This is a genomic window from Streptomyces sp. NPDC048182 (assembly GCF_043202555.1).
Taxonomy (GTDB): Bacteria; Actinomycetota; Actinomycetes; order Streptomycetales; family Streptomycetaceae; genus Streptomyces.
This window is the reverse complement of the sequence record NZ_JBIDAQ010000025.1, coordinates 34,357-47,038: the sequence shown is the minus strand read 5'-3', so window position 1 is coordinate 47,038 and position 12,682 is coordinate 34,357. Positions and strand designations below refer to the sequence as shown.

The following is a 12,682-nucleotide window of genomic DNA, read 5'->3' as shown; positions in this document are numbered from 1 at the left end:
CTCACCGGCGGCAACCGCAATGACTGCACCCAGGCCGAAGCCGTCATCGACGCGATCCGCGTCGCCCGGTCGGGGCCCGGACGGCCACGGGTCCGACCGGACCGGGTCGTGGCCGACAAGGGCTACTCGGCCCGCTCGTTCCGTGCCTACCTGCGCAGACGCGGAATCAAGGCGACCATCCCCGAACGCGCCGACCAACTAGCCGGCCGGGCACGACGCGGCGAACGCCGGTGCGGCTTCGACAAGACCGTCTACCGGCGCCGCAACGTCGTCGAACGCTGCTTCCACCGCCTCAAACAATGGCGCGGCATCGCCACCCGCTACGACAAACACCCCGACCGCTACCAGGCCGCAATCACCCTCGCCAGCACACTCATCTGGCTCGACACATGATCGAAAAGACGCCCCCTAGGGCCGTGTGCTGGCTGTCTGCCGTCGGATCAGCGAATGACAGTTCCACGCCGGAGGACACCCCGAGGCGAGACATCCGGGAGGAGTCCGGACTGACGGTGGCGCTGCCGCTGTGCCCCGGACCGTGTCCTTGCGCGTCGCCTTCAGATACTCGCGCCCTCCCGAGCGACAGCAACGGCTACCTATGAGCGCTTCAGGGCTTCAAGGAAGCAAGTGAAGCCGAGAGTCGGGAAAGTGAGGGTGGCTCGGGTGGGGGCCTTGGAGTCGCGGACGGCGGTTTGGGTGGGGGTGGTGGCGATCTCCACGCACTCGTTGCCGTCGCCGTCGCCCGAGTAGGACGACTTCCGCCAGGTGTGCGAGGTGGTCATGGTGGGACTTACAGCTCCTTCGTCAGCTCGCGGATGAAGTCGCGGGACCGGTCAGGCTCGAGTGATACCGCCTTCACCTTACGGAAGCGCAGTCGGTAGGCGTTGAGCTGGGCTTCGGAATCGAGGAAGACCGAGCCGTGGGGCAGATCCCGCACCACGGTGTCCAGCTTGGGCAGCCGGCCGCCCACGTAGGTCATGGAGCTGGACGCCCAGGCGAACCCGTCCAGGTTGAGGGGGATGACGCGCAGAGTGACGTGGTCCGCCTCGCTCAGTTCCAGGAGCTTGGTGAGCTGCGCCCGGGCGGAGCCGCGGTCACCCACCCGAATACGCAGAGCCGACTCGTGTACGACCAGTTCGTACGGAACGGTCAGACGCTGGCCCGCGATTCGGTGACGCACCCGCATCTCCAGTTCCTCCGGCTCCAGTTCGGGAAGTCTGGCCGAGAAGACCGCACGAGCATATGCCTCCGTCTGAAGCAGACCGGGCACGTAGAGGATCGCTACGTCACGGCGGAAAGAGGCATGGTGGTTCAGCTCGGAGAGGTCCAGGAAGGACGTGGGGAGCAGACCCCGGAACTCCTCCCACCACCCGCGTGAGCGGTCGGTGGCCATCGCCACCAGCGCGTCGATGAACTCCTCGTCCGTGCATGAGTAGTGGGAGGCAAGGCGACGGAGGCGCTGCTCGCTCACACCGGCGAGGGCGGACTCGATATGGGTGATCTGGGTCGGGCTCACTCCGAGCAGGGCCGCCGCCTGACGGGAGTTGAGGCCCGCCGCCTCGCGCAGTCTGCGCAGTTCAGAGGCCAGTCGCAGCTGCTGTGCCGTTGGTTCGCGCCTCAAGGATCTCGTCCACTCCCCGCTCAACGCGCCCTCGGACGCGACCCGTTCGGGGGTCAGATTACGCGACTCGCTTGCGGCGTCTCTATATTTAGATCTACCGTCGGTGACGCGACGCACACCGTGCGAAACCCGGGGCACCGGAAGCGCACCGCTCCGCCCTGCCGTGGCGGGCGCGGCAATGACACCCGCCCCCTCGCTCGACTCCCCCCTTCACCGAACGGAGTTCCCGCATGCCCGAAACCGCACCGGAGCCGGAGCCGTGGGAGTACTGCCTCCACCTCCCCCACGACCTCCGCGCCGTCACCGTCAGCCGCCGGACCCTCCGCCTCATCCTGACCATGCACGGCCTGATCCGCCTCGTCGACGTCGCCGAGCTGCTCGCGACCGAGCTGGTCTCCAACGCCGTACGGCACACCGGGGGCCCCGCCGCGCTGCGCGTGCGCTGGTCGCCGCCGGGGACGCTGCGGATCGGGGCGTGGGACGCGGACCCGCAGCCGCCGGAGCCGCCCGCGGCCTTCGGGGAGGTCGAGGAGGCCGGGCGGGGGCTGGCGTTGGTGCGGGCCTGCGCGGACGTGTGGGGGTGGCATCCGCTGTCTCGGCAGGGGAATCGAGGCAAAATGGTGTGGTGCGAACTGGCGGCGGCTTGACCCTGGCGCAGGGCAGCCCCGCGGCATGGCAGGTATGCGTACGAGCCGACCCCTGATCCTCCGCCCCGGTCTGCACACCGGGCGGTTCCCCTGCTGGTGGGATATTCGCTGGGCGCCGATCTCATGACGGGCGGTGCGCCGGGTGACGCCGGCACGGCGTATCGGCGCGGGGGTCAGCAGTACGGCGGCTGGTTCGTCAGGGATGTGGCGACGCGCATCCACACCCCGAACAACCGGTACAGGTCCGGCAGGAGGCCCTCGGCCCGGACCGTGCGGCTGTCGGTCGCGGTGACGCCGGGGATGCCCAGCAGGGTCGACGCCACGGACGACGACTGCCAGCGGACGGTGAGGGTGTGCGGGGCCGTGTCGGCCTCCGGGGCCCGCAGCGGTACGGAGAGGCACGCCGTGACCGCCTCCTCGATGGCCGCGCGCGCCTCCGCCACCGGGCGGAGTTCCGCCGCGAACCGGTCCCGGGCGTACTTCACGGCGACGGTACGGACCGAGGGGTCCCAGTCGGCCGTCTCCGCGCAGGCGCTGTTGTCGCCGGTGAGGACGGCCACCGGGACGCCGACGGCGGCGGCGGTGGCCTGAGCGAGGCCGATCTCGCCGACGGGACGGCCGTCCAGCCACATGTCCTCGATCTCGTGGCCCATGAAGCTGTGGCTCAGCACACCGAGGGCGCCGGCCCGGGCGTGGTAGCCGACGCAGATCACCGCGTCGTGCTCGGGGGTGAGGCCCTCCAACATGCCCAGTTGCTTGGGGCGGCCGCGGACGAGGCGGGCCGCCGGGTGGAGCGCCTCGGGCAGGAGGTTGCGCATCGGTCCGTGCGCGTCGTTGACCATGATGTCCGTGGCACCGGCCGCGAGGGCGCCCCGCACGGCCGCGTTGACGTCCTCCGCCATCAGCAGCCGGCCGCGCTCGTAGTCCCGTCCGCCGGGCTGGACGTCCTCGGCGTCGACCAGTCCCGTGACGCCCTCCATGTCGGCGGTGATGTAGATGCGCACAGTCTCTTCTCCTCCGTAGCGTTGATCACTTCGGAGACGCGGACCGGCCGGGTTCCGGTTCTGTGGGCGGGCCTTGGGGGCCTCAGCGGGTCAGCGGGGTCTCCTCGGTGAGAGGGCCAGCACCGTGTCGACCTTGCCGGACGGGCGGCGGAGCACCAGGGACCAGTTGGGCGGCGGCTACGAGGGGGGGGCGCTCGGCCATGACGACGACACCCGGGCCGCTGAACTCGTTCGCGGGAAGTCGGAGTTCGGCGACCGGGCGGAGGCCGGCCTGTTCGATCAGGGCGACGAGGGCCTCCGGGCGCCACTTGTGGGTCGTCCAGCGGACCGGGACGTCCCCGTATGCCTCCGTGCGCACCAGGTCCTCGTCGCCGGCATGGGTGCCGGTGACGAGGTGGCCGCCCGGCTTCAGGGCGCGGGCGAACATCGCCAGGATCTGGGGGAGGATCTCGCGGGGGAGGTTGAAGAGGGACCACCAGCCGAGTACGCCACCCAACGACGCATCGGCGAGGTCGAGTTCGGTGGCCGAGGCCACCGAGAAGCGGCACTCGGGGTGGAGGCGCCGGGCGTTCTCGACCATGCGCGGGGAGAGGTCCACGCCGGACACGTCCAGGCCGCGTTCGGCGAGGTAGGCGGTGACCGTGCCGGGGCCGCAGCCGACGTCGAGGACGGGGCCGAGGTCGCCCACGGAGTCGGCGAACGCGTCGATCGACGCCTTCAGCCACGGGTGGCGGCGGATGTCGCCCATACCCGTCGTCGCCACCATGTCGGCGTAGTTGTCGGCGACACGGTCGTAGGACTCGCGGACGGTGTCGAGATCGGCGGGGCGGTCGACATGGTGTGCGCGCATCCGCCCACCCTAGGACTCCAGGGCCGCCGGGGGGCTACTCCTGTTCCACCCGGTCGATCCACTCCCCGCCGCCCAACGGGTAGTCGTAGCCGGGGCGGTCGACGTCCGCGCTGGTGCGGAAGGCCGTGCCGTCGTTGTCGATGTGCACCGAGCCGCGCCGGCCGCCGCTGGACCAGGTCAGGGTGAGGTCCCAGCGGACGTCGTGCGCCTTGGTGCGGGCGACGAGGTAGAAGACCTCCGGGTCGGACTCGCTCACCTTGTACGGGAAGTCGCGCTGGCCGTTCTGCACGCCGACCACGGGGCTGCCGGCGTCCAGGTCCACGCCGAAGGAGGCGGTGCCGACGCCGCCGCCGCAGCCGACGCCCATCGAGTAGTCGTTCCAGGCCAGCGGGGCGCCCTTCGCCAGCACCCGTACGTGCAGGGACTCCAGGACGACCGTGTCCTCGCCCGTCCCCTGCACGGTGAGGGCGACGCGCTGCTCCCCCGAGGAGACCCCGCCGTACGCGGCGGCCCAGCGGGGCGCGTCCTGCTCGGTCGGGGGCGGCGGGCCGACCTGCTCGGGCTCGCTGTCGACCAGGAAGTGCTGGCTGCACGGGGAGTCGTAGACGTACGGGCGGGTCGCGACGCGCACCGGCACGCCGCCGGTCTCCTCGGCGCCGGTGCCGCCCTCGGGGGCGGTGGAGCGCCGGCGGGGCGGGGGCGTGGTGGCGGGGCCGTGGGTCGGGGCCCGCCGGGAGGCGGACGGAGCGGGGCTCGTCGTCGCCGACGCGGACGGCCGGGCGGGCCGCTCCGTGCCGGTGGCCGTCCGGGTGGGCGCCACCGGGGCCGCCGCGCCCGCCGAGGTGCGGTCGCCGTCGTCGCCGCCCGAGCCGGGCAGGCCCACGGCCAGGGCGGCGGCCCCGAGGACGGCGACCGCCGCGGCCGAGGCGATGAGCGCGGTGCGGCGGCGGGAACGGGGGCCGGGGGCAGCGGGCGACTCCGCCGCGCCGGGCGGCGCTTCGTCGGCCGCGGGTTCGACGCCGGTACTCGGCGCGGGCGCCGGCGCCTGGTCCGGTTCCTCCACCGCGGGCGCCGGTTCCGTGCTCCCCGGCGTCCCCTTGCGCCCCCGCGCCGCGTCCGCCAGGATCCACCGGCGGTGCAGCTCGACCAGCTCCTCCGGCGTCGCCCGGCACACCCGGGCCAGCCGCTCGACCGGCGCGTAATCGGCCGGTACGGCGCTGCCGTTGCAGTACCGGTGCAGCGTGGACGTGCTCATGTGGAGCCGCTTCGCCAGCGCCCCGTAGCTCAGACCCGAGCGGTCCTTGAGCGCCCGCAGCAGTTCCGCGAAGCCCTCCGTCTCCGCCCCGCCCGCACCGCTCTCCATCGCTCCCCCGGCTCCCGTCGCCCCTGACAACCCTGCTCCCCTTTCCCGGCCGCACGTCCTCGTACGGCGTCCCCGTGCCGCCCCGCGCGTCCCGTTCGGGCGTTCCAGGGCACCTGCGTCGGGCCTGGTCAAAGCCCGTTTCACCGTTCCAGTGTCCCCCGTTGCCCCGCCGCCGTGGCGGCCGGGACGGAACGCGGGCCAAGCTCCGGTCATCCAAGCAGCACACCCACCGCACCGCCGAAGGGGCTCACCCAGATGACCACCAACCGGAACCTCCGCATCCGCTCCCTCACCACCGCCGCCGGCCTCGGCCTGGCCGCCCTCTCCCTGACGGCGTGCGGCAACGACGGATCGGGCGTCCGCGACGAGGGGCGGGCCACCAACACGTCGTTCGAATCCGCCGCCTCCACCTCGTCCGCCTCCACCTCACCCGAGCCCGCCCCCGCTCCCTCCTCCCAGCACGACGCCCAGCCGACCTCCAGCGGTTCGAAGGCGGAAGGGCAGACGGAAGGGCAGTCGGACAGCAAGGCCGGCGGCAAGGCCGCCACGAAGCCGGGCGGCACCAAGGGCGGCGGCACCACCGGGACCAAGTTCGTCACCTGCCAGGGCTCCAACACCAAGACGGTCGCCGCGCCCCTCACCCGCCCCGTCAACCACCTGCTGCTCACCGTCACCAACACCGGCGGCAACCCCTGCTACCTCTACTACTACCCGGCCGTCCGCTTCGGCGAGGCCCAGTCCGTGCCGCCGGTCATCGAGGACTCCCAGCCGCAGGCCGTCGTCACCCTCGCCCCCGGCGAGTCCGGCTACGCCTCCGTCAACCTCTCCGCCGCCGACGGCAGCGGCGGCAAGGGGCACTGGGAGAAGTCCCTGGCCGTCTACTTCCAGGGCCGTACCGCGTCCCAGAACCCCACCTCCGCCGCCCACCCGGCGCTGCCCGCCAAGGGCGTCTGGATCGACGACTCGGTGGCCGTCACCTACTGGCAGCAGTCGATGGACGACGCGATCAGCTGGTGAGCGCCCGCTGACGCCATCCCCCCGGGGGGCGACCAAGATCCGGTCACGATCGGGTCTCGGTCGCCCCCCACCCCCTTGCCAGCCGCCCGTGGAATCGATTCCAATCCTCCGTGTAATCGATTCCACGAGGAGGTGGAACGGCGATGGCAGGCATCAAGGACGTCGCCGCCGAGGCGGGCGTCTCCGTCGCCACGGTGTCGCGGGTGCTCAACCGGCACCCGTCGGTCAGCGCGAGCGCCCGCGCCCGCGTGCTGGCCGCCGTGGAACTGCTCGGCTACCGGCCCAACGCCGTCGCCCGCTCCCTGCGCACCGACCGGACCGGCACCCTCGGCCTGGTCATCAGCGACGTGCTGAACCCCTACTTCACCGAGCTGGCGCGCGCCGTGGAGGAGGAGGCCAGGGCGCTGGGCTACAGCGTCATCATCGGCAACGCCGACGAGCGGCCCGACCTCCAGGACCACCACGTCACCACCCTGCTCGACCGCCGCATCGACGGCCTGCTGGTCTCCCCCACCGACGGCGGCTCGCCCCGGATGCTGGAGGCCGCGCGGGCCGGGACGCCGATGGTGTTCGTGGACCGGTGGATCCCCGGCGTCGACGTGCCGGTGGTGCGCTCGGACGGGCGGGCGGCCGTGCGCGACCTGGTCGCCCACCTGCACCGGCTCGGCCACCGCCGGCTCGCCATCATCGCCGGGCCCGCCGCGACCACCACGGGCCGCGAACGCGTGGACGCCTTCCGCGCGGCGCTCGCCGAGTACGGGCTGCCGCTGCCGGACGCCTACGTCGGCCAGGGCGACTTCCAGGCCGACAGCGGGCGCCGGGTCACCGAGGGCTTCCTCGACCTGCCCGAGCCGCCCGAGGTCGTCTTCGCCGCCGACAACCTGATGGCGCTCGGCGCCCTCGACGCGCTGCGCGCGCGGGGCCTGCGGGTGCCGGACGACATCGCGCTCGCCGCCTTCGACGACGTGCGCTGGTTCGTGCACACCGACCCGCCGGTCACCGCCATCGCCCAGCCCACCGGCGACCTCGGGCGGGCCGCCGTACGGGCGCTGGTCGACCGGGTCGGGGGCGGGAGCGGCGCGTCCGTGATCCTCCCGGCGCGGCTGGTCGTGCGGCGCTCCTGCGGGGAGCCACCCGGACCCGTACCAGAGCCGTCGCCCGAAGAACCGTCCCCCGTACAAAGGAGTACGCCGTGAGCGACCCGGCGAGCAGCCCGGACGAGTTGCTGCGCATCGAGGGCATCCGCAAGACCTTCCCCGGCGTCGTCGCGCTGGACAGCGTCGACTTCGACCTGCGCCGGGGCGAGGTGCACGTGCTGCTCGGCGAGAACGGCGCGGGCAAGAGCACGCTGATCAAGATGCTCTCCGGCGCCTACACCCCCGACGCGGGCCGTGTCCTGGCCGGTGGCGAGGAGGTGCGCATCCACGGGGCCGCCGACGCCGAGCGGCTCGGCATCGCCACCATCTACCAGGAGTTCAACCTCGTACCCGATCTGACGGTGGCCGAGAACATCTTCCTGGGGCGCCAGCCGCGCCGGTACGGGATGATCGACCGCAAGCGGATGGAGGCCGACGCCGCCGTCCTGCTCGAACGGGTCGGCGTCGACGTGTCGCCGCGCGCCCGGGTGCGTGAACTGGGCATCGCCCGGCTCCAGATGGTGGAGATCGCCAAGGCGCTCAGCCTGGACGCCCGCGTGCTCATCATGGACGAGCCGACCGCCGTGCTGACCTCCGGCGAGGTGGAGAAGCTGTTCGCCATCGTGCGCGCGCTGCGCGCGGACGGCGTCGGCATCGTCTTCATCACCCACCACCTGGAGGAGATCGCCGCCCTCGGCGACCGGGTCACCGTCATCCGGGACGGGCGCAGTGTCGGGCAGGTGCCCGCGTCCACGCCCGAGGACGAGCTGGTGCGGCTGATGGTCGGGCGGTCCATCGAGCAGCAGTACCCGAGGGAGCCCGCCGCCGTCACCGACGGCGAGCCGCTGCTCACGGTGGACGGGCTCACCCGCGACGGCGTCTTCCACGACGTCAGCTTCGAGGTGCGCCCCGGCGAGGTCGTCGGCATCGCGGGGCTCGTCGGCGCGGGGCGGACGGAGGTCGCGCGGGCGGTGTTCGGCGCCGACCCCTACGACCGGGGGAGCGTCCGCGTCGGCGGCGCCCCGCTGCGGCGGCACGACGTCAACGCCGCCATGGCGGCCGGGGTCGGGCTCGTGCCCGAGGACCGCAAGGGGCAGGGGCTGGTGCTCGACGCCTCCGTGGCGGAGAACCTCGGCCTGGTGACCCTGCGTTCGGCCACCCGGGGCGGGCTCGTCGACCTCAAGGGGCAGCACGACGCCGCCACCCGGATCGCCGGGCAGCTCGGGGTGCGGATGGCGGGCCTCGGCCAGCACGTGCGCACGCTGTCCGGCGGCAACCAGCAGAAGGTCGTCATCGGCAAGTGGCTGCTCGCCGACACCAAGGTGCTGATCCTGGACGAGCCGACCCGGGGCATCGACGTCGGCGCCAAGGTCGAGATCTACCAGCTCGTCAACGAGCTGACCGCGGCCGGTGCCGCCGTCCTGATGATCTCCAGCGACCTGCCCGAGGTGCTCGGCATGAGCGACCGGGTCGTGGTCATGGCGCAGGGCCGGGTCGCGGGCGAACTCCCCGCCGCCGAGGCCACCCAGGACGCCGTGATGGCCCTCGCCGTCAGCACCACCCCGACCGACAACGGAACCGGATCCGGAACGGAGGCCCCCCGTGGCCACTGACACGCTCAAGAGCACGCCGGGCGCGCAGGACGCCCGGGGCGGTCTGCGCCGCCTGCTGCTCGACAACGGCGCGCTGACCGCGCTGATCGTCCTCCTCGTCGCCATGTCGGCGCTGTCCGGGGACTTCCTGACCACCGACAACCTGCTCAACGTCGGCGTCCAGGCCGCCGTCACCGCGATCCTCGCCTTCGGCGTCACCTTCGTCATCGTCTCGGCGGGCATCGACCTCTCCGTGGGCTCGGTCGCCGCGCTGTCGGCCACCGTGCTGGCGTGGAGCGCCACCGAGCAGGGCGTACCGGTGGTCTTCGCGGTGCTGCTCGCCGTGCTGACGGGCATCGCCTGCGGCCTGGTCAACGGCTTCCTCATCTCGTACGGGAAGCTGCCGCCGTTCATCGCGACGCTCGCCATGCTGTCGGTGGGGCGCGGTCTGTCGCTGGTCATCTCGCAGGGCTCGCCGATCGCCTTCCCCGACTCGGTCTCCCACCTGGGCGACACGCTCGGCGGGTGGCTGCCCGTGCCGGTGCTCGTGATGATCGTGATGGGGCTGCTCACCGCCTTCGTGCTCGGCCGCACCTACATCGGCCGCTCGATGTACGCCATCGGCGGCAACGAGGAGGCCGCGCGGCTGTCCGGGCTGCGGGTGAAGCGGCAGAAGCTCGCCATCTACGCCTTCTCCGGCCTGTTCGCCGCCGCCGCGGGCATCGTCCTCGCCTCCCGGCTCTCCTCCGCACAGCCGCAGGCCGCGCAGGGCTACGAGCTGGACGCCATCGCCGCGGTCGTCATCGGCGGCGCCTCGCTGGCGGGCGGCACCGGCAAGGCGTCCGGCACGCTCATCGGCGCGCTGATCCTCGCGGTGCTGCGCAACGGGCTCAACCTGCTCTCCGTGTCCGCCTTCTGGCAGCAGGTCGTCATCGGCGTGGTCATCGCGCTCGCGGTGCTGCTCGACACCGCGCGCCGCAAGGCGGGTGCGGTGGCGCCGGCGGCCGGTGCCTCCGGGTCCGCCGGGGACGGGGGCGGGAAGCGCAAGCAGGCGCTGACGTATCTGATCGCGGCCGTCGTGGCGGTGGCCGTGGTGGGCGCGACCTCGCTGCTGCACGGGGGCTCCTCGGGCGGCAAGGACCAGAAGATCGGGCTGTCGCTCTCCACCCTCAACAACCCCTTCTTCGTGCAGATCCGGGCCGGCGCGCAGGAGGAGGCGGAGAAGCGGGGCGTGGACCTGACCGTCACCGACGCGCAGAACGACGCCTCCCAGCAGGCCAACCAGCTGCAGAACTTCACCAGTTCCGGGCTGTCCTCCGTCATCGTCAACCCGGTGGACTCCGACGCGGCCGGGCCCTCCGTCCGCGCCGCCAACAAGTCCGACATCCCGGTCATCGCCGTGGACCGGGGCGTCAACAAGGCGGACACCGCCGCGCTGGTCGCCTCCGACAACGTCGAGGGCGGCAAGCTGGGCGCGAAGGCGCTGGCCGAGAAGCTCGGCGGCCAAGGCACCATCGTGATCCTCCAGGGCCAGGCCGGCACCTCCGCCAGCCGCGAGCGCGGGGCCGGCTTCGCCGCCGGACTCAAGGCGTACCCCGGCATCAAGGTGGTCGCCAAGCAGCCCGCCGACTTCGACCGCACCAAGGGCCTGGACGTGATGACCAACCTGCTCCAGGCGCACCCCGACATCAAGGGCGTCTTCGCCGAGAACGACGAGATGGCGCTCGGCGCGGTCAAGGCGCTGGGCTCCAAGGCCGGCAAGTCGGTCCAGGTCGTCGGCTTCGACGGCACGCCCGACGGTCTGAAGGCGGTCGAGTCGGGCACGCTGTACGCCTCGGTGGCGCAGCAGCCCAAGGAGCTGGGCCGGATCGCGGTGGACAACGCGCTGCGCGCGGCCGGCGGCAAGGCCACCCAGGAGACGGTGAAGGTGCCGGTGAAGGTGGTCACCAAGGACAACGTCGCCGGCTTCGGCGGCTGACCGGGCCGCACACGCAGTACGTTGAGCGAGCAGAGGGCGCAGGGCAGCGGGCATGGCCACCAGGTCAGCTCCAGGCGACACCGGGAGACACGCATGTACGAGTACGACCTCCTGGTCGTGGGGTCGGCCAACGCCGACCTCGTGATCGGCGTCGAGCGGCGGCCGGGGGCCGGGGAGACGGTGCTCGGCTCCGACCTGGCCGTCCACCCGGGCGGCAAGGGGGCCAACCAGGCGGTGGCCGCCGCCCGGCTCGGGGCCCGCACGGCCCTGCTCGCCCGGGTCGGCGAGGACGACCACGGGCGGCTGCTGCTCGACTCGCAGCGGTCGGCCGGGGTGGACACGGTCGGCGTGCTGGTCGGCGACGTGCCGACCGGCGTGGCGCTGATCACCGTCGACCCGTCCGGGGACAACAGCATCGTGGTCTCGCCCGGCGCCAACGGCCGGCTCGCGCCGGGCGACGTGCGCGCCGCGGAGAGCCTGCTGCACGTCTCCCGGGTGGTGTCCGCGCAGCTGGAGATCCCGCTGGAGACGGTCCAGGAGGTGGTACGCATCCTGCCGCCGGAGACCCGGTTCGTGCTCAACCCCTCGCCGCCGCGCCCGCTGCCGCGCGAAGTGCTGGCCGCCTGCGACCCGCTCATCGTCAACGAGCACGAGGCGAAGGTCATCCTCGGCGACGCCAAGGCCGGCGACCGCCCCGAGGACTGGGCGCGGGTGCTGCTTGCCAAGGGGCCCCGCTCGGTCGTCGTCACCCTCGGCGCGGAGGGCGCCCTGGTGGCCTCCGCGGCGGGCGTCCAGCGGGTGGAGTCGGTGCGGGTGGACGCCGTCGACACCACCGGCGCAGGCGACGCCTTCACCGCGGCACTGGCCTGGCGCCTCGGCACCGGCGCGTCCCTGGCGGAGGCGGCGGCGTACGCGGCCCGGGTCGGGGCGGCGGCGGTCACCAGGCCCGGCGCGCAGGCGTCGTACCCGACGGCGGCGGAGGTCGGGGCGCTGTGAGGCGGGGCGGCATACTCAACCGCCACCTTGCCGGTGCGCTGGCCGAGTTGGGGCACGGCGACCGCGTGCTGGTGTGCGACGCGGGCATGCCGATCCCGCACGGACCGCGCGTCGTGGACCTCGCCTTCCGGGCCGGGACGCCCTCCTTCGCGGAGGTCCTGGACGGCCTGCTCGCCGAGCTGGTGGTCGAGGGCGGCACGGCGGCGGCCGAGGTGCGGGAGGCCAACCCGGCGGCGGGCGCGCTGATCGAGGACAGCCTGCCCGCGGTGGAGCTGGTCCCGCACGAGCGGCTCAAGGAGCTGTCGGCGGGGGCGCGGCTGGTGGTGCGCACCGGGGAGGCACGGCCGTACGCCAATGTGCTGCTGCGGTGCGGGGTGTTCTTCTGAGTTCTTCTGAAGGCGGCCCGGCTGAGTTCTTCTGAAGGCGGCCCGTCAGAACCGGAAGGGGGCCCGGCCGTCGGCCGGGCCCCCTCACGTGTTCC

The 12,682-nt window shown here is 73.0% G+C and carries 13 protein-coding genes; 8 read left to right on the top strand and 5 right to left on the bottom strand.

All coding sequences use genetic code 11. From position 1 onward, the window contains the following. Positions 1–393 (top strand): IS5 family transposase (locus ACGFZL_RS31230; RefSeq protein WP_393696832.1); only part of this gene is annotated, 393 nt, incomplete at its 5' end. A 200-nt stretch (positions 394–593) separates the two neighbouring features. Here the strand turns inward: ACGFZL_RS31230 and ACGFZL_RS31225 are convergent. Next, a complete protein-coding gene (locus ACGFZL_RS31225; RefSeq protein ID WP_393696830.1) occupies positions 594–779 on the bottom strand; it encodes a DUF397 domain-containing protein in 186 nt (61 codons plus the stop codon). An 8-nt stretch (positions 780–787) separates the two neighbouring features. After that, positions 788–1,618, bottom strand: coding sequence for a helix-turn-helix domain-containing protein (locus ACGFZL_RS31220; protein ID WP_393696828.1), 831 nt, complete (start codon positions 1,616–1,618; stop codon positions 788–790). Between the two features lie 230 nt (positions 1,619–1,848). Here ACGFZL_RS31220 and ACGFZL_RS31215 point away from each other — a divergent pair, with 230 nt between their 5' ends. Then, positions 1,849–2,265, top strand: a complete 417-nt coding sequence (locus ACGFZL_RS31215; RefSeq protein WP_393696826.1) for an ATP-binding protein — start codon at positions 1,849–1,851, stop codon at positions 2,263–2,265. 173 nt (positions 2,266–2,438) lie between these two features. Here ACGFZL_RS31215 and ACGFZL_RS31210 read toward each other — a convergent pair whose 3' ends face one another. The 3 genes from ACGFZL_RS31210 to ACGFZL_RS31200 all read right to left on the bottom strand — a co-directional run bounded on the left by ACGFZL_RS31210 (position 2,439) and on the right by ACGFZL_RS31200 (position 5,482). Further along, a complete protein-coding gene (locus ACGFZL_RS31210) occupies positions 2,439–3,269 on the bottom strand; it encodes a M55 family metallopeptidase (RefSeq protein ID WP_393696824.1) in 831 nt (276 codons plus the stop codon). Positions 3,270–3,351: 82 nt separating this feature from the next. Beyond that, positions 3,352–4,119 carry a class I SAM-dependent methyltransferase gene (locus ACGFZL_RS31205; protein ID WP_393696822.1) on the bottom strand — a complete coding sequence of 256 codons (768 nt, stop codon included), beginning with the start codon at positions 4,117–4,119 and terminating at the stop codon, positions 3,352–3,354. 34 nt (positions 4,120–4,153) lie between these two features. Next, positions 4,154–5,482: a helix-turn-helix domain-containing protein gene (locus tag ACGFZL_RS31200; RefSeq protein ID WP_393696820.1), complete on the bottom strand. Its 1,329-nt coding sequence runs from the start codon at positions 5,480–5,482 to the stop codon at positions 4,154–4,156. A gap of 255 nt (positions 5,483–5,737) precedes the next feature. Between ACGFZL_RS31200 and ACGFZL_RS31195 the strand changes: the two genes are divergently transcribed. From ACGFZL_RS31195 to rbsD, 6 genes are all read left to right on the top strand, one after another. Beyond that, complete coding sequence (locus ACGFZL_RS31195) at positions 5,738–6,499, top strand: DUF4232 domain-containing protein (protein ID WP_393696818.1); 762 nt, start codon at positions 5,738–5,740, stop codon at positions 6,497–6,499. A 143-nt stretch (positions 6,500–6,642) separates the two neighbouring features. Next, the gene (locus ACGFZL_RS31190) at positions 6,643–7,695 is read left to right on the top strand and encodes a LacI family DNA-binding transcriptional regulator (protein ID WP_393696816.1); all 1,053 of its coding nucleotides are present in this window, start codon (positions 6,643–6,645) and stop codon (positions 7,693–7,695) included. Continuing rightward, positions 7,692–9,248, top strand: coding sequence for a sugar ABC transporter ATP-binding protein (locus ACGFZL_RS31185; RefSeq protein ID WP_393696814.1), 1,557 nt, complete (start codon positions 7,692–7,694; stop codon positions 9,246–9,248). The genes ACGFZL_RS31190 and ACGFZL_RS31185 overlap by 4 nt, the downstream gene beginning before the upstream one ends. Continuing rightward, positions 9,238–11,205 carry a substrate-binding domain-containing protein gene (locus tag ACGFZL_RS31180; protein ID WP_393696812.1) on the top strand — a complete coding sequence of 656 codons (1,968 nt, stop codon included), beginning with the start codon at positions 9,238–9,240 and terminating at the stop codon, positions 11,203–11,205. The genes ACGFZL_RS31185 and ACGFZL_RS31180 overlap by 11 nt, the downstream gene beginning before the upstream one ends. Positions 11,206–11,298: 93 nt before the next feature. Beyond that, positions 11,299–12,201 carry a ribokinase gene (locus tag ACGFZL_RS31175; protein ID WP_393696810.1) on the top strand — a complete coding sequence of 301 codons (903 nt, stop codon included), beginning with the start codon at positions 11,299–11,301 and terminating at the stop codon, positions 12,199–12,201. Then, positions 12,198–12,587 carry a D-ribose pyranase gene (gene rbsD, locus ACGFZL_RS31170; RefSeq protein WP_393696808.1) on the top strand — a complete coding sequence of 130 codons (390 nt, stop codon included), beginning with the start codon at positions 12,198–12,200 and terminating at the stop codon, positions 12,585–12,587. Before ACGFZL_RS31175 ends, rbsD begins: the two co-directional genes overlap by 4 nt. Positions 12,588–12,682 lie beyond the last annotated feature (95 nt).